Origin of the sequence: Citrobacter sp. Marseille-Q5395 (assembly GCF_947057495.1) — a bacterium.
In the GTDB taxonomy this organism is placed as follows: Bacteria; Pseudomonadota; Gammaproteobacteria; order Enterobacterales; family Enterobacteriaceae; genus Citrobacter; species Citrobacter murliniae.
Map to the genome: position 1 here is coordinate 38070 of NZ_CAMSEL010000001.1, position 22169 is coordinate 60238.

The 22169-nt window shown below is 44.6% G+C and carries 17 protein-coding genes, 1 other RNA gene and 1 pseudogene; 16 read left to right on the forward strand and 3 right to left on the reverse strand.

Annotation, left to right across the window (positions count from 1 at the left end; all coding sequences use genetic code 11):
• Positions 1 to 83: 83 nt before the first annotated feature.
• The 5 genes from OH663_RS00155 to OH663_RS00175 all read left to right on the forward strand — a co-directional run bounded on the left by OH663_RS00155 (position 84) and on the right by OH663_RS00175 (position 6677).
• Positions 84 to 1493 (forward strand): TolC family outer membrane protein, encoded by a 1410-nt coding sequence (locus OH663_RS00155; RefSeq protein ID WP_200012284.1) that lies wholly within the window; start codon positions 84 to 86, stop codon positions 1491 to 1493.
• Complete coding sequence (locus tag OH663_RS00160) at positions 1490 to 3676, forward strand: type I secretion system permease/ATPase (protein ID WP_045446413.1); 2187 nt, start codon at positions 1490 to 1492, stop codon at positions 3674 to 3676. The genes OH663_RS00155 and OH663_RS00160 overlap by 4 nt, the downstream gene beginning before the upstream one ends.
• A gap of 7 nt (positions 3677 to 3683) precedes the next feature.
• Positions 3684 to 4847, forward strand: a complete 1164-nt coding sequence (locus tag OH663_RS00165) for a beta-barrel domain-containing protein (protein ID WP_136345271.1) — start codon at positions 3684 to 3686, stop codon at positions 4845 to 4847.
• Positions 4848 to 4919: 72 nt separating this feature from the next.
• Positions 4920 to 5282: a transfer-messenger RNA gene (ssrA, locus tag OH663_RS00170) on the forward strand.
• A 165-nt stretch (positions 5283 to 5447) separates the two neighbouring features.
• Positions 5448 to 6677, forward strand: coding sequence for an integrase arm-type DNA-binding domain-containing protein (locus tag OH663_RS00175; protein ID WP_169737566.1), 1230 nt, complete (start codon positions 5448 to 5450; stop codon positions 6675 to 6677).
• Between the two features lie 1069 nt (positions 6678 to 7746).
• Here OH663_RS00175 and OH663_RS00180 read toward each other — a convergent pair.
• Positions 7747 to 8013: pseudogene (locus OH663_RS00180) on the reverse strand (integrase core domain-containing protein); the annotation flags it as partial.
• Between the two features lie 214 nt (positions 8014 to 8227).
• Between OH663_RS00180 and OH663_RS00185 the strand changes: the two are divergent.
• Genes OH663_RS00185 through OH663_RS00195 form a run of 3 tightly spaced genes read left to right on the forward strand, consistent with a single transcriptional unit; the run spans position 8228 to position 14314 of the window.
• A complete protein-coding gene (locus OH663_RS00185) occupies positions 8228 to 9775 on the forward strand; it encodes a type I restriction-modification system subunit M (protein ID WP_097337720.1) in 1548 nt (515 codons plus the stop codon).
• Complete coding sequence (locus OH663_RS00190) at positions 9772 to 11016, forward strand: restriction endonuclease subunit S (RefSeq protein WP_137578622.1); 1245 nt, start codon at positions 9772 to 9774, stop codon at positions 11014 to 11016. Before OH663_RS00185 ends, OH663_RS00190 begins: the two co-directional genes overlap by 4 nt.
• A gap of 58 nt (positions 11017 to 11074) precedes the next feature.
• Positions 11075 to 14314 carry a type I restriction endonuclease subunit R gene (locus OH663_RS00195; protein WP_062921026.1) on the forward strand — a complete coding sequence of 1080 codons (3240 nt, stop codon included), beginning with the start codon at positions 11075 to 11077 and terminating at the stop codon, positions 14312 to 14314.
• A gap of 45 nt (positions 14315 to 14359) precedes the next feature.
• Here the strand turns inward: OH663_RS00195 and OH663_RS00200 are convergent.
• Positions 14360 to 15024 (reverse strand): IS1 family transposase gene (locus tag OH663_RS00200; RefSeq protein WP_224360164.1). Its coding sequence is split into 2 segments (ribosomal slippage): positions 14360 to 14808 and positions 14808 to 15024, totalling 666 coding nucleotides; the frame shifts between segments, so codons are not numbered across the junction.
• Between the two features lie 519 nt (positions 15025 to 15543).
• Between OH663_RS00200 and OH663_RS00205 the strand changes: the two genes are divergently transcribed.
• The 8 genes from OH663_RS00205 to OH663_RS00235 all read left to right on the forward strand — a co-directional run bounded on the left by OH663_RS00205 (position 15544) and on the right by OH663_RS00235 (position 21338).
• Positions 15544 to 16530 carry an ankyrin repeat domain-containing protein gene (locus tag OH663_RS00205; RefSeq protein ID WP_200012299.1) on the forward strand — a complete coding sequence of 329 codons (987 nt, stop codon included), beginning with the start codon at positions 15544 to 15546 and terminating at the stop codon, positions 16528 to 16530.
• A 356-nt stretch (positions 16531 to 16886) separates the two neighbouring features.
• Positions 16887 to 17327: a hypothetical protein gene (locus OH663_RS26025; protein ID WP_016246254.1), complete on the forward strand. Its 441-nt coding sequence runs from the start codon at positions 16887 to 16889 to the stop codon at positions 17325 to 17327.
• 15 nt (positions 17328 to 17342) lie between these two features.
• Complete coding sequence (locus OH663_RS00210) at positions 17343 to 18287, forward strand: ankyrin repeat domain-containing protein (RefSeq protein ID WP_023294352.1); 945 nt, start codon at positions 17343 to 17345, stop codon at positions 18285 to 18287.
• Between the two features lie 176 nt (positions 18288 to 18463).
• Positions 18464 to 18868 (forward strand): hypothetical protein, encoded by a 405-nt coding sequence (locus OH663_RS00215; RefSeq protein ID WP_001594377.1) that lies wholly within the window; start codon positions 18464 to 18466, stop codon positions 18866 to 18868.
• Positions 18865 to 20094 (forward strand): relaxase/mobilization nuclease domain-containing protein, encoded by a 1230-nt coding sequence (locus OH663_RS00220; RefSeq protein ID WP_097337717.1) that lies wholly within the window; start codon positions 18865 to 18867, stop codon positions 20092 to 20094. The genes OH663_RS00215 and OH663_RS00220 overlap by 4 nt, the downstream gene beginning before the upstream one ends.
• A 188-nt stretch (positions 20095 to 20282) precedes the next feature.
• Positions 20283 to 20555, forward strand: a complete 273-nt coding sequence (locus OH663_RS00225; protein WP_000377562.1) for a hypothetical protein — start codon at positions 20283 to 20285, stop codon at positions 20553 to 20555.
• A 49-nt stretch (positions 20556 to 20604) separates the two neighbouring features.
• Positions 20605 to 20991 (forward strand): hypothetical protein, encoded by a 387-nt coding sequence (locus OH663_RS00230; protein WP_016239769.1) that lies wholly within the window; start codon positions 20605 to 20607, stop codon positions 20989 to 20991.
• 26 nt (positions 20992 to 21017) lie between these two features.
• Positions 21018 to 21338, forward strand: coding sequence for a hypothetical protein (locus OH663_RS00235; protein ID WP_016239768.1), 321 nt, complete (start codon positions 21018 to 21020; stop codon positions 21336 to 21338).
• 136 nt (positions 21339 to 21474) lie between these two features.
• Here the strand turns inward: OH663_RS00235 and OH663_RS00240 are convergent, their stop codons facing one another.
• The gene (locus tag OH663_RS00240; protein ID WP_022646896.1) at positions 21475 to 21900 is read right to left on the reverse strand and encodes a hypothetical protein; all 426 of its coding nucleotides are present in this window, start codon (positions 21898 to 21900) and stop codon (positions 21475 to 21477) included.
• Between the last annotated feature and the right edge of the window lie 269 nt (positions 21901 to 22169).

Consider the following 22169-nt stretch of genomic DNA (forward strand, 5'->3'; position numbering starts at 1 on the left):
GTAACGCCATAACTACAGCCCCGGATGCCATGACGTCCGGGGCAATAACAGTCGTCACAGCCGTATTTTGAAAGGGATAAACTATGAGACGTGTCGCCCCTGTCGCTTTACTGCTGGCATTAACGCTCTGTTCCTTATGGGTTAATGCCGAAGATGAACCTCAAGTTATTACGCCGGAAGGGCTGGCCACCAGCCAGATGCTTCCCTCTCTCGATGGTTCCATGGCCGAACTACCGCTTAGCGCCGCCGCGCCCGGCAATCTGACGCTTAGCGATGCGGTAAGCCGCGCTGTAAGCTGGCACCCCTCTATTCGTGAATCCATCGGTAAACTGCTCTCACAGAATGAGCAGATCGACGTGGCGAAATCGAAATATTATCCGCAGGTCACTGCCGGAATGAACAACGGATACAGCAATACCTATAACGATCACGGTTTCAGCCCGTCACTGGTGATCTCGGTATCGCAAATGCTGTACGACTTCGGCAAAGTCGCAAGCCAGGTCCGGGCTGAAACCGCCGGGGCCGCTCAACAACAGGCAAACGTATTACTCAGCATTGATACCGTCGCCCACGCCACCGCAAACGCCATTGTCCAGGTTCAGGCGTGGCAGCAAATGGTCGATGCCGCCGAAGAGCAGCTCGTTGCCCTGAACGGCATTGGCAGGCTGACCCGGGAACGCAATAATGAAGGGGCGACGTCGCAGTCAGACGTGGTACAAACTGACGCGCGTATTGAGTCTGCTCGCTCACAGCTGGCGCAGTATCAGGCTAACCTAGACAGCAGCAAGGCGACCCTGATGAGTTTTCTCGGCTGGAACTCACTCAACGGCATCAGCAATGAGTTCCCGGTCAAACTGGACAGCAGTTGTGATGTGGCAAAACCGGACGACAGGCTGGTTCCTGCCGTACTCGCGGCATGGGCACAGGCAAACATCGCACAGGCAAACCTGGACTACGCCAATGCGCAAATGACACCGACCTTCTCTCTGGAGCCCTCTGTTCAGCATTACCTTAATGACAAGTATCCCAGCCATGAAGTACTCGACAAAACACAGTACTCAACGTGGGTAAAAGTTGAAATGCCGCTGTATCAGGGCGGCGGCCTCACAGCCCGGCGCAACGCCGCCAGCCATGCGGTAGAGTCAGCACAATATTCCATCCAGCGCACCCGACTCGACGTACGTCAGAAATTACTAGAGTCCCGTAGCCAGGCGATGAGTCTCGCCAGCGCCCTGCAAATTCTGCGCCGCCAGCATCAGCTGAGCGAACGTACGCGCGAACTTTATCAGCAGCAGTATCTCGACCTCGGTTCACGTCCGCTGCTCGACGTACTGAATGCAGAACAGGAAGTGTATCAGGCCCGTTTTGCCGAGCTACAGACCCAAAGTCAGCTTCGTCAGCTTCAACTGAACTGCCTCTACAACACCGGATCGCTACGTCAGGCGTTCGCCTTAAATAACCGCAGCATCCAGTCGGTGGAGATACAGCTATGAGCCAGGTCGACCCGCATACCGAAGATGTCATTGGAGAACCGACTCTCAGCCAATGGGCGCAGGCGATTACCCACATTGCCGGCCACTACCGCGTGACCTGTTCACCCGGTGCAATTCAGGCCAACGCCCCGTGGTTTGCTGGTAAAAACAGGTCTCTCGCCCTGACGCAGCTGGCCCGACAGGCTGGGTTGTCATTTCATACACTGGATACCACAAAACAGGTATTCAGCCAGTGGCGTTTACCAGTGGTGGCTGAACTTCGCGACGGCCAAATTATGGTGATAGAACATTTCAACGGCGAAGATACGCTGGATGTGTTTATCATTGCCGAAGAGGGACAGCGCAATCGGTTGACTGTTACGGAACTGCTGCCGGAAATCCACACCATCACCGCACTGCGCCCATTATCAGCGCTGAAAGACAGTCGGGTAGATCGCTACATTTCGCGCTTTAAGCCTGACTGGATGCGTGAACTGGTGTTAAAGGACATCCGTCCTTACCTGCCGGTAATGATCGCCGCATTTCTGATTAACGTCCTGTCGCTCGCCGGGATTATCTTTTCCATGCAGGTCTATGACCGGGTTATCCCGGCCCAGTCGTATCCCACCTTGTATGTTCTCTCAACTGGAGTGCTGGTCGCGGTGCTGTTTGGCTTTTTACTCCGCGAAGCGCGCACCCATATTATGGATCTGCTCGGTAAACGCGCTGACATGCGGATTTCCGATCGCGTGTTCAGCCATGCCTTGCGGCTGCGCAACAGCGCAGTGCCTCGCTCAACGGGAAGCTTTATTTCCCAGCTACGCGAGCTGGAGCAGGTACGTGAGATGATCACCTCCTCCACCATGTCGACCATTGTTGATCTGCCCTTTTTCTTTCTGTTTATTGTCGTGCTGGCATGCATTGCCCCACCGCTGGCGTGGATAGCTCCTGTCGCCGCCATTCTGATGATCCTGCCGGGATTGCTGTTACAGAAAAAACTGTCGGTGCTCGCCAACCAGGCTGCTCACGAATCCACTCTACGTAACGCCGTGCTAGTCGAGAGCGTACAGGGGCTGGAAGACATCAAACTGATGCAGGCGGAGAACCGCTTTTTGCAGCAGTGGAACAGCTACATCCGCATTACCGGAGAGTCCGGTCTGCGCACCCGCAAGCTGACACAGGGACTGATTGGCTGGGGAATGTCGGTACAAAGTCTGGTCTACGCGGCAATCATTATGTTCGGCGCACCGATGGTCATTGAAGGTACGATGACCACCGGGGCCGTGGTGGCGGCCTCCATGCTCGGCTCACGGATGATCGCCCCAATGGCTAACCTGTGCGGCGTGCTGGCACGCTGGCAGCAGGTCAAAGCGGCGAAGATGGGTCTGGACAGCATTATGCAGTTGCCCACTGAAACCCAGCACGATGAAAACCGGGTACATCAGGAGATCTTTCATGGCCACTATCTGTTTGAAAATGCGCATTTTCGCTACCACAGTGAGGACCAGCGCGTACCGCTGCGCATCTCGCGCCTGGAAATCATGCCAGGAGAACGGGTCGCCATCCTCGGACGTAACGGCGCAGGAAAATCCACTCTGCTACAGGCAATGGCAGGCGGCATAGACATTATTCAGGGCGATGTCCGGCTTGATAACCTGAGCCTGGCGCAAATCGATATGGCTGATTTACGCAGAAACATCGGATTTCTCAGCCAAAACGCGCGACTGTTTTTCGGGACGCTGCGCGAGAACCTGACCCTCGGCGCACCACATGCCAGCGATGCGCAGATATTTGACGCACTGGAAGTCAGCGGCGCAGCAGCATTTGTGAAGCAGCTCGCCAAAGGGCTGGCTCACCCTATTATGGAGGGTGGCAACGGTCTCTCCGGCGGGCAGCGACAGTCAATTCTGCTGGCAAGAATGCTTCTGAGATCCCCCAATATCGTACTGCTCGACGAGCCAAGCGCATCGCTGGATGAACACACCGAGCGAGAGTTTATTCAACGACTGAACCTGTGGCTGGGCAACCGCACGTTGGTTGTCGCCACCCATCGCGTTCCGGTTCTCGAACTTGTCGAACGCGTGGTGGTGTTAAAAGAAGGTCAACTGGTAATGGATGCCCCGAAAGCACAAGCGCTGAATGCAAGCCGGGCTCCCACACAGACTCACGGTCGGGAGTGGAAAAATGAAAACCAATCCGCATGATGCCGCCATGGACGACCTCGATATCCGCCGCGAACACCGTTTTTCCGGTGCCAGCAGTATTATTCTGCTCAGCACACTGCTGTTTGCGGTATTAGCGATATGGGCGTATTTCGGCAAACTGGATGAAGTTTCCACCGGTAGCGGGAAAGTGATCCCCAGCTCGCGTGAGCAGGTGTTGCAGTCGCTCGACGGCGGTATCCTCGCAGAACTGACGGTGCGCGAAGGAGATAAAGTGCAAGCCAATCAAATTGTGGCTCGCCTCGACCCGACCCGTTCTGAATCAAACGTTGGTGAAAGCGCAGCCCGATTCCGCGCCTCGCTGGCCTCCAGCGCAAGGCTCAATGCCGAAGTCAACGATCTACCGCTGACATTTCCCGACTCGCTAAAAGCCTGGCCGGAGCTTATCGCCACCGAAACCCGCTTGTATAAAAGCCGTCGGGCACAACTTGCCGACTCGATGGTGGAACTGCAGGATGCGCTGGTATCAGTGAATAAAGAGCTGGCGATCACCCAACGACTGGAGAAAAGCGGAGCCGCCAGCCATGTGGAAGTGCTGCGCCTGCAGCGACAAAAAAGCGATTTGGGGCTGAAAATCACCGACCTGCGCTCGCAATATTACGTGCAGGCGCGTGAAGCACTGTCAAAAGCGAACGCAGAAGTGGATATGCTCGCATCTATTTTGAAAGGACGCGAGGATTCTGTTACCCGCCTGACGGTGCGTACCCCCATGCGCGGCATCGTGAAAAACATCCAGGTCACCACCATTGGCGGCGTAATTCCGCCTAACGGCGAAATGATGGAGATCGTGCCAGTGGACGATCACCTGTTGATAGAAACACGCCTGTCACCGCGCGACATCGCATTTATCCATCCCGGCCAGCGGGCGTTGGTGAAGATCACTGCCTATGACTACGCCATTTATGGCGGACTGGAAGGTGTGGTTGAAACCATCTCACCGGATACTATCCAGGACAAAGTAAAACCGGAAATTTTCTACTACCGCGTTTTTATCCGCACCCACCAGGACTATTTGCAGAACAAACTGGGACGTCATTTCTCTATCGTTCCGGGTATGATTGCCACAGTGGATATAAAAACAGGTGAAAAAACCATCGTCGACTATTTAATCAAACCGTTTAACCGCGCAAAAGAAGCGCTGCGCGAGCGGTAAATCGTTGAGGATAAGGGGTTGCAGGGGCTGGTCACGCATGTCACAAGTCTGTTATACTTACTGCAACACATTGGGGCTGATTCTGGATTCGACGGGATTTGCGAAACCCAAGGTGCATGCCGAGGGGCGGTTGGCCTCGTAAAAAGCCGCAAAAAAATAGTCGCAAACGACGAAAACTACGCTTTAGCAGCTTAATAACCTGCTAAGAGCCCTCTCTCCCTAGCTTCCGCTCTTAAGACGGGGATCAAGAGAGGTCAAACCCAAAAGAGATCGCATGGATGTCCTGCCTGGGGCTGAAGTGCTAAAACTAATCAGGCTAGTTCGTTAGTGGCGTGTCTGTCCGCAGCTGGCGTGCGAATGTAAAGACTGACTAAGCATGTAGTACCGAGGATGTAGGAATTTCGGACGCGGGTTCAACTCCCGCCAGCTCCACCAAATATTGATGTACCGAAGTTCAGTAAAGTCTACTAAGCCCGCACAGCACAAGCTCTGCGGGCTTTTTTACGTCCATTGTCGTCTAGTGAGAATTGCTGAGAACCACGAGTTATGGCACCCTAAATGGGACCCAAGACAAAGGGTCCAAAAATCGAGGGTCCCAAAATGGCAAAGATCGCGAAGAAACTCACCGACACTGAAATCAAAAACACCAAGCCAGCAGACAAAGAAATCAACTTGTTTGACGGTGATGGCTTGATTCTACGAATCTCTCCCCTCTCAACAGGTGGGAAAAAGAATTGGTATTTCAGGTATTCAGTACCAGTGAGCAAGAAAAGAACCAAGATGAGCCTTGGGACCTACCCTCACCTTACCCTGGCAAGAGCAAGAGCCTTACGTGATGAATACCTCTCCTTGCTTGCCAATGGCACGGACCCTCAAGTCCATAACAACGATAAAGCTAATGCATTAAAGAATGCCACAGAACACACATTACAAGCCGTGGCGAGAAAATGGTTGGATGAGAAGGTAAAGACCTCTGGCATCTCACAAGACCATGCAGAAGACATCTGGCGGAGCCTTGAACGAAATATTTTCCCCGGTCTGGGTAATGTGCCAATCAATGAGATCCGTCCCAAGCTCTTAAAACAGCATCTTGATCCAATTGAACAACGGGGAGTACTGGAAACCTTGCGGCGGCTAATTTCCAGGTTGAATGAAATCTTCCGTTGGGCGGCTACAGAAGAGCTGATTGAATTTAACCCCGCAGATAATCTAGGCCAACGTTTCAGTAAGCCTAAAAAACAGAATATGCCTGCCTTACCCCCCTCTGAACTCCCTCGTTTTCTGGCAGCACTGAACAATGCTTCTGTCCGTTTAGAAACAAGACTACTGATTGAATGGCAACTTCTCACATGGGTTCGCCCTGGTGAAGCTGTCCGCGCAAGATGGTCTGATATAGATATGGATAACAGCATGTGGAACATCCCAGCTGAATTTATGAAGATGAAAAAACCTCATAAGGTCCCATTAAGCAAAGAATCTCTTCGGATACTCAAGTCTATGGAATCAATCAGTGGGCACCGCGAGTGGGTATTTCCCAGCATAAAGGCTCCCTTAAATCATATGCATGAACAAACAGCCAATGCAGCAATTATCCGTATGGGCTTGGGAGGTGAACTTGTTGCCCACGGGATGCGATCTATTGCAAGAACGGCAGCGGAAGAGTCAGGTAAGTTCAGGACAGATGCCCTTGAAGCGGCCCTTGCCCACTCAAAAAAAGACGAAATTATCGCTGCATATAATCGTGCGGAATATATTACCGAACGAGTAGCTCTCATGCAGTGGTGGGGAGATTATGTCCTGGCGCAACAGCTTAAAATTTTTGCTGCTTAAAGGGACGAAAGGCTACTAATCAGTAGCCTTTCCAGTATCCCCATACATGGGGCAAATAACAAACTGTACATAGTACAGGATACATATCAGCAAAAACACTTGATGACATACATTATTAATAAATCATTTTTAAATAATGTCAACGTCTGTGATGTGATTTATTTCTATAATTAATGTTAGATCTGGCAATGCCATTATACTTTTAAAAAAAATAAAATCCATACTATTCCCCCCGTTACTTATAATCAAATGAAAATATAACTCATCCTAATCCTGTCAAATAAAATTTATTTTTCACTTACAAATAATCAGCCTTTAAAAAAAATAACTAATACAAATTCAATACACGATAATAATTTCACACCTACACATTTACCATTCACTGTTATAGCCCATTATAATCTTGAGCTAAAGAAATGTATTACCGGGTTTCACTTGCACAATCGAAGATGTATATTAGAAGCACTACCTGCGCTGCAAGAGAAGCCTTTAAAATCAATACAAGCGAAGCATTTAAACAGCCTTTTCATATAACTTCCTTTAAGCTACCGAAGCGATGCATTCGGAGCTTCTCCTGAACTGCAAGAGAAGCTTTAAAATCAATGCAAGCGAAGCTGTATATATTTACATAAGAATATCCGTTACTACGTTTTTTATTATTATAACTAAAGCAAGGGCTAACTCTGCGAAGCCGCTGCGCTTGCTTCTTCGAGTTCCCCTTGCTTTTCTGCCCTTCGGTTAGAAAAGAAGCCAAACTGCTACCAACCTTGAATCTCTATATTTTTGAATAGACAAACATTACCCGCTCCCTTAATCAACACTATCAAAAATAAAAAATCATCTTACAAATAACCCCATACACATCATTTTAGATTGCGACCTTATTAAATTAAAAATTCAACCTTAGATGGAATTTAATGTACAAGGAATGTCCTACTGTAACGGAGAATTTTAAACATTAAAAATTACAACTATGGTTTGTCATAGCCTGTACATCTATTCACCTCATGCATATGCACTAAGAAAGCTTTTTTGAATACTGGAGTTGTCCCTGCTAAAACGGACACGGCTAATTAACTGCTAATATGGCATCACGATATTCACGTGGCGATTTCATGTTCAACCCCTTGTGTGGATGCAGATTATTATAATCCTCTATCTATTCTGCCATTGTTTCCATCACTGAGACTGCATCCGGCAGATCATCTACGTACACATAATCCCGCTTGAACGTCTTTACAAACGATTCTGCCATGCCGTTACTTCCCGGACTGCGTACTGGTGTAGTACACACGATGAACCACAGTGAACTAGCGAATGTGCGCGTGGCATCGGCTGTGCAGCAATTATGCCAATGACACTGGCTCCATTGACGGCAATGACCTGACATCTACAATCCCGCTACAAAGCATTTACTCCATGAGTCATTGCACTTGCTGAGCTACACGAACACACTAAAACCAGATAATAATTAATCGCTGTATAAGCTCGTAACAAGCGGAACTTTAAGGCAAAATAGGGCCATCTTCCCCCTTCATAAGGTTACGCTAATGGCCAGAAAACCTAAAGAAATCAAAACAGACCCGTTAGAGGTCATCCTGTGGAAAGCGGCAGACAAACTGCGTAAAAACATTGATGCAGCCGAGTACAAGCACGTCGTACTAGGCCTCATTTTCCTTAAGTACATTTCTGATTCTTTTGAATCTCATTATGAGTTGCTGAAAGCCGGTAAAGGCGAGTTCGCAGGTGCTGATCCGGAAGACAAAGACGAGTACACCGCTTACAACGTTTTCTTTGTCCCTGAGCTTGCACGTTGGAACTATCTGATTTCTAAGGCCAAGCTTCCTGAAATCGGTAAGATGGTTGATGATGCGATGGAGCTTATCGAAGCGGGCAATCCACAGTTAAAAGGTGTGTTGCCGAAAGTCTATGCCCGACAAAACCTCGACGCCACTGTTCTGGGTGAGCTGATAGATCTGATTGGCAACATTGCACTAGGAGATGCCAAAGCACGCTCTGCTGACGTTTTAGGTCACGTATTCGAATACTTCCTAGGTGAATTTGCACTGGCAGAAGGCAAACAAGGCGGCCAGTTCTATACGCCAAAATCTATTGTAAGCCTGCTGGTTAACATGCTGGAACCCTATAAAGGCCGTGTCTTTGATCCCTGCTGTGGTTCTGGTGGTATGTTCGTTCAGTCAGAAAAATTTGTAGAAGCACATCAGGGAAATATTGACGATATTTCGATCTATGGGCAGGAGTCCAACCAGACCACTTGGCGTCTGGCAAAAATGAACCTGGCAATTCGTGGGATTAATTCTGAACACGTTCGCTGGAATAATGAAGGTTCATTTCTTAACGATGCTCACAAAGATTTGAAATCTGATTTTATCATAGCTAACCCACCGTTTAACGTTTCCGACTGGTCTGGTGAGCAGCTTCGTGGTGATGCCCGCTGGCAATATGGCATTCCACCTGCTGGCAACGCTAACTTTGCATGGATGCAACATTTTTTGTATCACTTGTCTCCTAAAGGGCAAGCGGGTGTTGTTCTGGCAAAAGGGGCATTAACTTCTAAAAGCTCTGGTGAAGGTGATATTCGTGCTGCACTGGTAAAAGATGCCAATGTGATTGACTGTATCGTCAACTTACCGGCAAAGCTGTTCCTGAATACTCAGATCCCTGCTGCATTATGGTTTATGCGCCGTGACCGTCATAACAGCAACCAGTATCGTGATCGTAGTAAAGAAATTCTGTTTATTGATGCCCGTAATCTCGGTCATTTAATTAATCGTCGTACCAAAGTACTTTCTGACGACGATATAAAAACCATCGCTGATACCTATCATAACTGGCGTAATAAAGGTGGCCAATATGAAGATGTTGCTGGATTCTGTGCGTCCGTTGACATCAATGAGGTTGCTAAACTCGATTATGTGCTGACTCCGGGCCGTTATGTTGGTCTCGCTGATGAAGAAGACGATTTCGACTTCAAAGAACGGTTTACGGCTCTTAAAGCTGAATTTGAGGCACAACTGGAAGAAGAGGCGCGTCTGAATAAAGCTATCGCTGATAATCTGGCGAAGGTGGTGTTATGAGTGAGTGGCGGAAACTCCCCCTGAAAGAAATAACAGTCAAAATTGGTAGTGGTTCTACGCCTACTGGCGGAAGTGGTGCTTATAAAGAAACTGGTGTTTCTTTAATTCGTAGTCAAAATGTTTTAGATTTCAGCTTTACAAATAATGGACTTGCTTTCATAGATGAAGAACAAGCACATGCTTTAAGAAATGTTATTGTCGAACCACAAGATGTTTTATTAAATATAACAGGCGATAGTGTAGCAAGGTGTTGTAGTGCCCCCAGGGAATGGCTACCAGCAAGAGTAAACCAACACGTTGCCATTATCCGAGCCAACCCAAAACATCTGGACTCTTTATTCTTAAAATATAGCCTTATCTCAATTAAGGATGAGTTGTTATCCTTATCTGAAATTGGTGGAACTAGAAATGCTCTCACTAAGAGCATGCTTGAAAACTTAAAATTATTTGTGCCTTCTGTAATAGAGCAAAAAGCCATCGCGTCTGTGCTGTCCTCTCTTGATGACAAAATAGACCTGCTTCATCGCCAGAATAAAACTCTGGAATCCATGGCAGAAACCCTATTTAGACAGTGGTTTATTGAAGAGACGCATGCGGATTGGGAAATAACGACTCTTGATTGTCATATTACAGTAGCTAAGGGATTAAGCTACAAGGGAGCCGGCCTTACCACGTCAGATAACGGCATTCCACTTTTTAGTTTGAACTCAGTACTTGAGGGCGGTGGTTATAAGAGTGCAGGTATAAAATACTACAATGGTGATTTTAAAGAAAGGCATATTATAAAGCCTGGGGATATCATTGTAGCCAATACAGAACAGGGCCATGAATATCGACTCATAGGGTATCCTGCTATAATTCCAAAAACAGAAAGCGAATTATCCATATATACGCATCATTTATTTAAAATCAGCATCAATGACGATAGTTACTTAACCAATGCTTTTCTGTACTATTTACTTTGCTCCAAAGATATGCATGAGCAAGTTGTTGCTGCAACTAACGGTTCAACTGTAAATCAGCTGTCGGCTGACGGATTACAACGCCCAGAATTCAAACTCCCCCCGGAGTGTATGGTGAAAGAATTCACTACACAGATTGATTTCTTCTGGAAAAAAATAAGTATTAACAACTCACAAATTAAAAACATAGAATCTCTGCGCGACACTCTCCTTCCCAAACTGATGAGCGGCGAAGTACGGGTTCAGTATGCGGAAGAAGCAATCGCATCAGTAGCATAAAATAATTATGCGGGTGTACAGCCCGCTCTCTGGTTAAGCGGCAATAAGGACAGTACGCATGGCAAAGATGACCGAATCCGATATTGAAGTAATGGCAATTGAGCACCTGCAAGGGCTGGGCTATGAGTATGTTTACGGCCCGGACATTGAACCCAGTGGAATCAATCCGTTACGTAGCTATCAGCAGGTTATCCTTGAAGATAAAGTGCGTACAGCATTGCAACGAATTAACCCGCACCTTAGTGAGAAGAAGTGTGAGGAAGCGCTAAAACAGGTGATGCAGATAAGCACACCTGATCTGATGGCAAACAATCTGGCCTTTCATCGCCTGTTGACCGAAGGAATCAATATCGAAGTCAGCAAGGATGGTAATACACAAGGAGAGCTGGCCTGCCTGATCGACTTTAACGATCCCACGAATAATGAATTTTTGGTTGTGAACCAGATAACCATCAAAGAAGGCAATCATACCCGCCGACCAGACCTTATTTTATTCATCAACGGTCTGCCGTTAGTCGTTATCGAAGTTAAAAATGCCGCTGACGAAAATGCAACGGTTGCAGGTGCTTATAACCAGATTAAAACCTATCAGAACCAAATCTCCAGCCTGTTTACCTACAATGCATTTAATGTGATTTCAGACGGACTGGAAGCCAAAGCGGGAACGGTTTCCGCCGATTTCAGTCGTTATATGACATGGAAAACCGCTAATGGTCAAACACAAGCTACCAGTACCCAACCACAGCTCGAAGTTTTATTACAGGGGTTGCTTAATCCTGTAACGCTGTTGGATGTGATCCGCCACTTTATCGTGTTTGAAGCCAGCAAACATGAAGACAGCAAAGGGATTATCAGTATCCGTACCGTTAAAAAAATGGCTGCTTATCACCAGTACTACGCGGTTAATGCAGCAGTACTTTCCACTATTCGTGCCTCAGGTGTAAATGCAGATTCCCCCTCTGCCGAAGTAGCACTGCGCCAGCAGGGACGTAACAGTAAAGTTCTTGTTAATGCGCAAAAAACCGGAGATCGTAAAGCGGGGGTCGTGTGGCATACCCAGGGTTCCGGTAAATCGCTTTCGATGGTGTTTTATACCGGGAAGATTGTACTGGCGCTGAATAATCCAACAGTGGTAGTGATCACTGACCGTAACGATTTGGATGATCAGCTATTCGGTACGTTTTCTTCTGCCACTCAGCTACTTCGTCAGACACCAAAACAGGCCAACAACCGGGAAGAACTCAAAGAATATTTGCGTGTCGCCTCTGGCGGTGTGGTGTTTACTACTATTCAAAAATTCCAGCCTGATGATGGCAGCAATATCTATGAGTTGCTGTCAGACAGAACTAATATTGTCGTTATCGCTGATGAAGCACACCGTTCCCAGTACGGTTTCAGCGCCAAAGAAGTTGACGTGAAAGACAACGAAGGCAACGTAACAGGTAAACGCACCGTTTACGGCTTTGCCAAATATATGCGTGATGCCTTGCCCAATGCGAGCTATCTTGGCTTTACCGGAACCCCCATAGAAAAAACGGACGTAAACACACCTGCTGTTTTTGGTAACTACGTTGATATCTACGATATCTCACAGGCCGTAGAAGACGGTGCAACCGTGCGTATCTACTATGAAAGCCGTCTTGCCAAAATTGCCATCAGTGACGAAGGTCGCCAGCTCATTGAAGACTTCGACGATGAGTTTAACGAGGACGAACTGACACTTACTCAGAAAGAACGTTCTAAATGGGCGAGAATCGAAGGGCTGATTGGCAGTTCAAAACGTATTAAAGCCATTGCAGCGGATATGGTTCAGCACTTTGAACAGCGCTTAAAATCTAATGCCGATCATGGTAAGGGCATGATTGTTACCATGTCCCGCCGTATTGCTGCTGAAGTTTATAAAGAAATCATAGCGTTAAAACCTGAATGGCACAGCGATGATCTAAATGATGGCGTGATTAAAGTCGTCATGACCTCTTCTGCTGCTGACGGGCCAGAAATCGCTAAACACCACACCACAAAAAAAGAACGTCAGGTTCTGGCTAACCGTATGAAGGATGACGACGACAAGCTGAAACTGGTGATAGTGCGTGATATGTGGTTAACCGGCTTCGACGCTCCCAGCATGCATACGCTGTATATCGACAAACCAATGAAAGGCCACAACCTCATGCAGGCAATTGCCCGTGTGAACCGTGTGTATAAAGATAAGATAGGCGGTCTGGTTGTTGACTATCTGGGCATTGCCTCTGATTTAAAAGAAGCCCTCTCCTTTTACTCTGATGCAGGTGGACGTGGAGATCCTGCTGAGGTTCAGGAAGAAGCCGTAACGCTCATGCAGGAAAAGCTGGAAATCCTGGAAGGCATCATGCATGGATACGATTACAAAGCTTACTTTGCCGCAACTACCTCACAACGCCTGACAATTATTCTTGAATCAGAAAACCATGTTTTAGGGCTGGATAACGGTAAAGGTAAAATGCGTTTCCTCGCTGCGGTTGCAGCCTTATCGCAGGCATTTGCATTGGCGACACCGCACGATAAAGCAATGGAAGCGGCACCCGAAGTAGCATTCTTCCAGGCAGTAAAAGCCAGACTGAATAAATTTACTGAAAACTCAGACGGATCAGAAGAAGAACACAATGACAGTCTCGAAGTTCGGGTAAAACAGACTATCGATCAGGCTCTGGTTACCGATAAAGTTGTTGATATTTTTGACGCTGCTGGGATACAAAAACCTGATATTTCCGTTCTTTCTGAAGAATTCCTTCAGGAAATGAAGGATTACCAACACAGAAATATTGCTTTGGAAACGCTTAAAAAACTGCTTTCTGACGAGATCAAGGTTCGCTCGAATCAAAGTATCACCCAAGGCAAAAAACTGATTGATATGCTGACCTCTGCAATCAATGGCTACCAGAACAAGGTACTGACCGCAGCGGAGGTAATTGATGAGCTAATCAAGCTTGCCAAGACTATCCAGGAATCTGACAGCCTTGCCAGCCAGTTAAACCTCAGCGCTTATGAATATGCCTTCTATTCTGCTGTTGCAGATAACGACAGTGCTCGCGAGTTAATGGAAAAGGAAAAACTACGAGAACTGGCAGTCGTACTTACGGAGGCTATCCGCAACAATGTCAGTCTTGACTGGACAGTGAAAGAAGCAGCAAGAGCAAAAATTCGCGTGGTGGTAAAACGTCTGCTCAAAAAATATGGTTATCCGCCTGATATGTCATTGCTCGCCACAGAGACTGTTTTGAAGCAGGCTGAACTTTTAGCTGGAGAATTAGGAAAATGATTCCCTAAATTTTTAGCATATAAACTATTTGGTAATGGTCCCAACTTATTGATAGTGTTTTATGTTCAGATAATGCCCGATTACTTTGTCATGCAGCTCCACCGATTTTGAGAACGACAGCGACTTCCGTCCCAGCCGTGCCAGATGCTGCCTCAGATTCAGGTTATGCCGCTCAATTCGCTGCGTATATCGCTTGCTGATTACATGCAGCTTTCCCTTCAGGCGGGATTCATACAGCGGCCAGCCATCCGTCATCCATATCACCACGTCAAAGGGTGACAGCAGGCTCATAAGACGCTCCAGCGTCGCTATAGTGCGTTCACCGAATACGTGCGCAACAACCGTCTTCCAGAGCCTGTCATACGCGTAAAACAGCCAGCGCTGCCGCGATTTAGCCCCGACGTAGCCCCACTGTTCGTCCATTTCCGCGCAGACGATGATGTCACTGCCCGGCTGTATGCGCGAGGTTACCGACTGCGGCCTGAGTTTTTTAAGTGACGTAAAATCGTGTTGAGGCCAACGCCATTCATGGCCATATCAATGATTTTCTGGTGCGTACCGGGTTGAGAAGCGGTGTAAGTGAACTGCAGTTGCCATGTTTTACGGCAGTGAGAGCAGAGATAGCGCTGATGTCCGGCAGTACTTTTACCGTTACGCACCACCCCGTCAGTAGCTGAACAGGAGGGACAGCTGATATAAACAGAAGCCACTGGAGCACCTCAAAAACACCATCATACACTAAATCAGTAAGTTGGCAGCATCACCCCTTCCTGGCTGTTGAAAAAGACTACGCTGCTTAAATTTTAAATGAGCATCCTCAAGCCGAATAACTTAAAGGATGCTCTTCAAATTTTAATAAGAATTATCAACAGCAAAAAACCTCATAAAAAACACTACTCATTTAATTTCCAAAATTAAGATGAACATTAATAACCACCATTATATTACATGATCTTTTCCATATCCTATAGCATTACTCTCTATAGTATTAATATCTGAGCCTCTAATTATCTCCTTTATACAGATTAGCTCCAATATGGATAAATATTCTTGTGAAAATGGTTAATCCACATCACATAGGATAACCTTAACGTCCCTATGTTCCATTAAGTTAAGAATAACCTTAAGCAAACCAAATCAGATACCCCCTAATAAAACAAAAATAAATTTGAATACCGTAAAATCTGGTGTCATTAATATCTTGAAAACAACAAAAAAGGAGATAAACAATGATATCAAGAGAAAATAATAAAAATAACCTATTCCGTGTAAAGTCTAAAAATGGTGTCCTTCGTTGCCTTAAGGCTGGCATGGATATAAATATGTGCAATAGTAAAGGTCAAACTGCTCTTTTTACCTGTAATGTACCTGAAGCTATACAGGCAATGATTGACGCTGACATTGACATTCACCACTTGGATAATGACGGTAATAATGCATTATTCTATGCTCAAAATGTTGAAACAGTGGAACTTCTTGTCAGCAATGGTATTAATGTTAACCACCGGAATAAGTCAGGCACCCTTGCGATTCAACATATTGATGTTTCACCAGGGTTAGTAAAATATCTTATCAAAGCAGGACTAGATATCCATACCAAAGATAGCTATGGCAATTCCTTTCTTTTCATTCCATTTGAAGGATATGTGTACGATGCACTAATTGAGGCTGGTTGCGACATTAATCATAAAAATATAAGTGGACAGACAGCATTCGATCACTGGCAGTCAGAAAATAATAGCATAGTTGGTAAATATACGCACTGGGAATCTAAAAATGATAACTACATGCGCTTCCTTATCCGTAATATTCACCTTACAAATAGTTCAAAAATTGTATTCAAGAACATTACATTTAAATCAATTGAGCTGTTGTCATTGCTTATAAAACAAAAAAATGAATTTGAGATAAGTGATAAATGTATCATAACACCAACAAATGCCGACGCTAAAAAATTAATTTTACAACTAAAGAAGCTGACAGACATTAGTCATGTTTGGCTTTACATAAGCAGTACATATCTACTGACGCACTATGCAGGAAGACTGCTAATTAAATGGTTAATACGTAATGATATAAAAGTTGATATAGAATCGCTAAAAGAACGCTACTTTTATGAAGAAATCCTCCAGGACAAATTACAGAGAGAGCAAAAGGTTTTACGAACAACGCTTCAACCAGTTACCTGTAAAGCAATTACAAAAAAAAGATTATGAATTGAATCTGCCTGAACACTCTCCCCTTGGCTTTAACCTTTAGTTAGATAGCCAAGGGGCGCTAACATCATTAATTTAATACAAAGCCCCACATTGCACCTTTGCACTTTGATAAATTTATTTTTTAAAACACCCTCATCGCCAATTCATACTATATCAATCACTACTCTCAAACCAAATCAATCAAATAAAACACAGCACTTTTTGATAAAAATAAAATAACAATGAAAAACAACACCTTATATGAAACATAATAAAAATATAACTATTTAATTAAATAAATATAAAAATATATTTGCATTTTGTTTATTTAATAATATATATTTCCTTTGTTAATTAAATAAAGGAGAACTAAAATGAATAAAACAAAATATCCAAGCCTGACTAACTATCTCGCCAAAACAAAAAAGAACGCAGATCTTTATAGATTATATAATCCACAATTTTCTTTTTTCTGCAAAAGTGACACTCAGGAGCAAAGATTTTATTTCGATTATTTCTCAAGACATATGGTCTCGAAGAGAAATATTTTAACCGTATTCTCTATCTATACATTCACCTCTTATAACATGAACAAAAAAGAGACAATAAAAAATTTCATTCGATTTCTCAAAACGACGAATGAAAGTACATTCCATAATGCTTTTTCATTTCGCGGTGGTAACATTTTGTATGTAAGCAACAAAAACATGTTGAAAGAGATCTCATGGTTTTCACTCGCTCGAATTTACGAAGACATTAAAAAAATAAAGGAATATAAAACCAACCATGACAACTATATCAGATTAGTCGCTTAACAGAGGAGAAAAATTATGAATAACAACGCAATAAATACATTACTCTCTTGTAAAACTCCAAAAGACATTCAGGCTTGCATTAATGCAGGCTCCGATATTAATACACTGGATTCGTTTGGAAGAAATATACTGTTTTACTGTAAAAACCCAAGAATGATTGACACTCTGGTTAAAGCAGGAATAGATTTTAACCATGCTGACAACTATGGTCACAATGTTTTGTTTAACCAGCGAAATCCTCACATACTGAAAAAATTGATTGATTCCGGCGTAGATATACACCACAAAAATGGTCTCGGCCAAACCTGTTTATGCTCGTTAGCTGATAATATATCCTGTTGCAAAACCCTGATCAATGCTGGAATTAATGTCAACAATGTGGATAAATGCGGAAGAACAATACTTTTTTACGTAAAAAATCACTCTATCTTTGATTTGATGGTACAGGCCGGTTGCGATATAAACCACAGAGATAACCAGGGTCACGGTATTTTTGAAATTTGCTATTCATTAGGCGATTTCAAAGCCAAAATGCTCATTCGTCATATTAGTATGAAGGATAGCAGTCCAGTAATTTTCAACTACCTCAACAGCGAAAGTCTGCAGATAATGGATTTGCTTCAGAAGAAAAACCTTAACTTTACTATCTCTGATAACTGCCAGGTTTATCTAAGTGCCAATGAAAATGAAATGAGCTCTTTCTTCAGTGAACTAAAGAAGAAGACAGATATCAGCAACACACATTTTCGCCATATTGTACTGCGAGGTTATGATTTACGCGAGGACATTGAAACCATTAAATGGTTTATCCGCAATGACATCAAAATGGATAAAAAACAACTGGAACAGCATATTCGACATGATGAGATTTGTAAATATATAGCAGAACATGAGAAAAAGAAACTTAGCGAAATTATGAAACAAACAATCTCTTTAATGCCAGTAAAACGTAGATTGTAACCTCCGCCCCTCCTCACTGTCATAATGAATTTAATATGAACCCTATTTTTACCCAGAGCAGATTACCTAATTAGCAATCTGCTCCACCTCTCTTATTTATAAATTTCGACACTGCCTTGACTTATTTTACCAATGCGCTAACTGTAGATCATGAACACATTTTAAAAAGGTTAGATATGCATAAAAATGAAAGTAAAGAAGATCTATCAAGAAGCTCAAGAAGAGGTAAATTCCATACAGCAAAATATTCACCTAATGAAGTTCGAACTCACTGCGTCAGCGTTCGGTTAAACGAAGAAGAATTATCTATTCTCGATAGTAAAAGAGGCCCTTATAAAAAAGGGGAATGGCTAAGAATGGCATCCCTCAACAAACTCCCACCGGTATTACCTGAAATCAATCGTGAAGCATGGATTAAACTCGGCAACCTTTCACAGGATTTAAACCGCCTGCTGAATCATCTCGACAGCAAAAGCCCTGACAGCGAACTGACCCGTACAGAACTCTTCGCCCTGCGCAGACAAATCAAAACTCTCAGGGATCACCTTATTCCATCAACCTTTCTGGAGCAAGACCAGTGAAAGGCATGCAGAAAATAAAGCGGGGTAAACAGTTTGCAGGTGTGGTTCTCTATAGCCTTAAGTCAGGATCTCACCACAAAATCACGCCTTATATTATCGGTGGCAACATGACGGGAAGCACTGCTGCTGAACTTATCAGTGAATTTGAAGGCACAAGACTACTGCGCCCCGGTGTCGCCAAACCTGTCTGGCATAATTCGCTTCGCCTGCCAAAGGGAGAAACACTGTCAGTCAGACAATGGGCGGCATTCGCTGACGATTATATGACCCGGATGGGATTCACTGAAACCCATCTTCGCTGCTATATCATGCACGATGATTCGGACGGGCAGCATATCCATATAATAGCTAACAGAATTAACATGGTCGGTGGGAAGCTGTACCTTGGGAAAAATGAAAATCTTATCAGTACCCGGATTATCAGCGAGCTGGAGAAAGTCCACAAACTCACTCAAACCACATCTGCAATCAGTAGTCATAGTCAGGAGAAAAGAAAGCCTTCCCGCAACGAGCTGATGATGGCTGAAAGAACGACAACTCCCTGCCCCAGGTCCACTCTGCAGAGCCTGATTGATAATGCGTTAACCGGCCGCCCTGATTTGCTGACTTTTATCACTATGCTGGAAAAGGAAGGCGTGAACTGTAAACCCAATATCGCCTCAACGGGAAAAATGAACGGCTTTTCATTTCAGTACCAGGGCATTGCCTTTAAAGCGTCTCAGCTTGGAAAAAAGTATGGCTGGTCTTCTCTGCAAACACAGATTGATTTTACACCAGAGCACCTGGCTTTACTGAAAAAAGAGCAACAGCAGACTGTGCCAGTGCCAGTGCCAGTGCCAGTGCCAGTGCCAGTGCCAGTGCCAGTGCCATCATGCGAGCCTGAAGAACAGGCTGCAAACCGGGAAACGATTCTGGAGAAAATCCTTCAGCTTGAAGAAAAAATTCGTCTGGAAAGACAACAGGAAACAGTGGGTGTCATTCAACTCAGGAGCAAACTGCACAATACAGCTCGTCAGATACCCCGCCAGCGTCGTCTGCATTCGTGGCTTGTATTGCTCGGCCATATTGTGGCACTTCTCAGGCGCAGGGGCATGTCTCTGTTACATGCCACTGCACATCCTTTCCACCAAATCCTGCACCTGCATCTTCTGACACCCTGTCATTCCATGACAACAAATCCCATTAAAGAACAATTAGTTAAATACAACCCCCATCCTGCACCATAAGTTAAACAGTCCATACTTTAGTAATAGTCAACAAAATATTGATCGTTTATATAGATCGATAAACTAGTTATGATAGTTACAACCTATCAACCAAGATCCATCGATCGGTACAAGCAATTTTACTAAAGCGGATCATTCATCGAAAATGTTCAAAAATACATCACCTTAAATCAGGCCACGGAGTCATGATGGATAGTAAAACGATTAGCTGCCCCTTCTGCTTTACACAAAGCCCGCACGGCGTGCGGATTTGCAAAGGTTGCCATGCAAAAGTGGCCTATGGTGAAAGTCCGCTCAGTGTGGCATTCCTGTTTCAATTCGTGGCATTCGGTCTCGCCTGGTTAGTATTTTCATTGACCGGTAGCACTCCTGTCTCAGTCATTACATTTTTTGCCAGCGTCATTATTCTTATCTGCATAATTAAAAAGAAATATGCAGACAGAGTTGTTTTTATACGGTGATATTAATTTCGCACCACCGCAAACATAAAAAATTAATATGGGAGAACTTATGAACAGATTCATGATTTCTGTTTTTTTTATTTCTGCATTCCTTATTTCTGGTTGTTCAATATCAGGCAACCAGCATCTAAAAAAAGAAACATCACAAAGTCTGCAGTCGAAGATTATCAAAAATAAAACAACGAAATCAGAAATCATTACCGCATTAGGTGAGCCGGAAACCAAAACTACACTTGATAGTGGCAATGAAGAATGGACTTATTCCATGGATAACAATCAGTTTGATGCCACCACATTTATTCCCGTGATTGGACTGCTGACAGGGGGGTCACAGACGCAGGCCAAAACGCTGGAAATCGAATTTAAAGGCGAAACGGTCAGCAAGTGGACGTTCTCTGAAAACAACAGCAAGATGAAAACCGGTCTTATTCAATAACGTACTCTACAGTCTGGGATTATTTTATGAAAACATATGCATTTACCACACTCATTGCGTCCATTTTTTTGCTGAGCGGCTGTACCGGTGAACCGTCTGAGCAGGATATTTACACTGCGATGAATAAGGTCGTGGAGCAGACGAATGCCATCGTTAAATCCATAGCAGGTAAAGATGTCCCGAAAGACGCACTGCGGGAATTAAAATCTGTCAAAAAGCATGACTGCGTGAAAGTATCGGATAAAAGCTATAAATGCAATGTAACAGCTGTTGTCGATAACGAAAAACGCACAGCGGCAGTCACGCTGGTCAAAACGGATGATGGCTGGCAGGTCGTTGACAAGTAAGACCACAGTAAAACAATCCCGCCAGGCAGGACACCAAACCGGTGGCTCCTGCCTTTTTAATGCCCGGTAATGTCTTGCGGGAAACGACTGCTTTTATGTCACTCTGCCATCCCCTGTCCAGTACGTATCCGCTGCCTCACAGCCTTTTCCTGACCACGGATCCTGGTGGTGTATAAGCCAGAGAACGTGCAATGCGTTTCTTTTCATACTGTGCCAGTAAATCAGCATAAATGTGCTCTGCTTCATCCAGATTGCCTGAAATATAATTCACGAGCGAATTCAGGCAATGCAGTAATGTGTCACTGTTTGCGAGTTGCCTGAGCAGAGGGGCCTTTAGGGTAGAAACGACACCCATAAACATCTGCATGATATTATCAACGTGATAACACGAATTGCGATATTGCGCCCGTGAATAAAAATACTTCAGATGGTATCCAGCGAAAAGCACATAAAGTTTTCTGTAAAAATTATTGTTATTAACACTGTCGCGATGGTGTGTTATATATTTATCAACAACAAATATAAACTTTTCTTCCTGAGATGAAACACAAATATTACTCATAACCCTCTCCTTTTTTGTTTTTATAATTAAGTACTATCAGCTTTAAAATTTAAATCAATACAAAATTGAAAATATTTTATTTTAAAATGACAACTATTTATTCTTTTAATACTGGAAACAGCTTTCGCTGTAGCAATGTTGAGTCCGATCGATTGCATTACCACTTCCTTTTTTCAAAAGCCAGGTAGTTTCCAGATTTCAGATAAAACCCCTTCAGGAATTTTTTTGAGAGAGTGCTACGCACCGGCTCACGCCCCCGACGACAGATA

Bases quoted from the DNA above. Each gene is read 5' to 3' on its own strand.
- OH663_RS00210 (WP_023294352.1), top strand. From the start codon at position 17,343: ATGAATAACAACGCAATAAATACATTACTCTCTTGTAAAACTCCAAAA.
- OH663_RS00230 (WP_016239769.1), top strand. From the start codon at position 20,605: ATGAACAGATTCATGATTTCTGTTTTTTTTATTTCTGCATTCCTTATT.
- OH663_RS00235 (WP_016239768.1), top strand. From the start codon at position 21,018: ATGAAAACATATGCATTTACCACACTCATTGCGTCCATTTTTTTGCTG.
- OH663_RS00205 (WP_200012299.1), top strand. From the start codon at position 15,544: ATGATATCAAGAGAAAATAATAAAAATAACCTATTCCGTGTAAAGTCT.
- OH663_RS00185 (WP_097337720.1), top strand. From the start codon at position 8,228: ATGGCCAGAAAACCTAAAGAAATCAAAACAGACCCGTTAGAGGTCATC.
- OH663_RS00155 (WP_200012284.1), top strand. From the start codon at position 84: ATGAGACGTGTCGCCCCTGTCGCTTTACTGCTGGCATTAACGCTCTGT.
- OH663_RS00215 (WP_001594377.1), top strand. From the start codon at position 18,464: ATGCATAAAAATGAAAGTAAAGAAGATCTATCAAGAAGCTCAAGAAGA.
- OH663_RS00165 (WP_136345271.1), top strand. From the start codon at position 3,684: ATGGACGACCTCGATATCCGCCGCGAACACCGTTTTTCCGGTGCCAGC.
- OH663_RS00175 (WP_169737566.1), top strand. From the start codon at position 5,448: ATGGCAAAGATCGCGAAGAAACTCACCGACACTGAAATCAAAAACACC.
- OH663_RS00225 (WP_000377562.1), top strand. From the start codon at position 20,283: ATGGATAGTAAAACGATTAGCTGCCCCTTCTGCTTTACACAAAGCCCG.
- OH663_RS00160 (WP_045446413.1), top strand. From the start codon at position 1,490: ATGAGCCAGGTCGACCCGCATACCGAAGATGTCATTGGAGAACCGACT.
- OH663_RS00240 (WP_022646896.1), bottom strand. From the start codon at position 21,900: ATGAGTAATATTTGTGTTTCATCTCAGGAAGAAAAGTTTATATTTGTT.
- OH663_RS00190 (WP_137578622.1), top strand. From the start codon at position 9,772: ATGAGTGAGTGGCGGAAACTCCCCCTGAAAGAAATAACAGTCAAAATT.
- OH663_RS00195 (WP_062921026.1), top strand. From the start codon at position 11,075: ATGGCAAAGATGACCGAATCCGATATTGAAGTAATGGCAATTGAGCAC.
- OH663_RS26025 (WP_016246254.1), top strand. From the start codon at position 16,887: ATGAATAAAACAAAATATCCAAGCCTGACTAACTATCTCGCCAAAACA.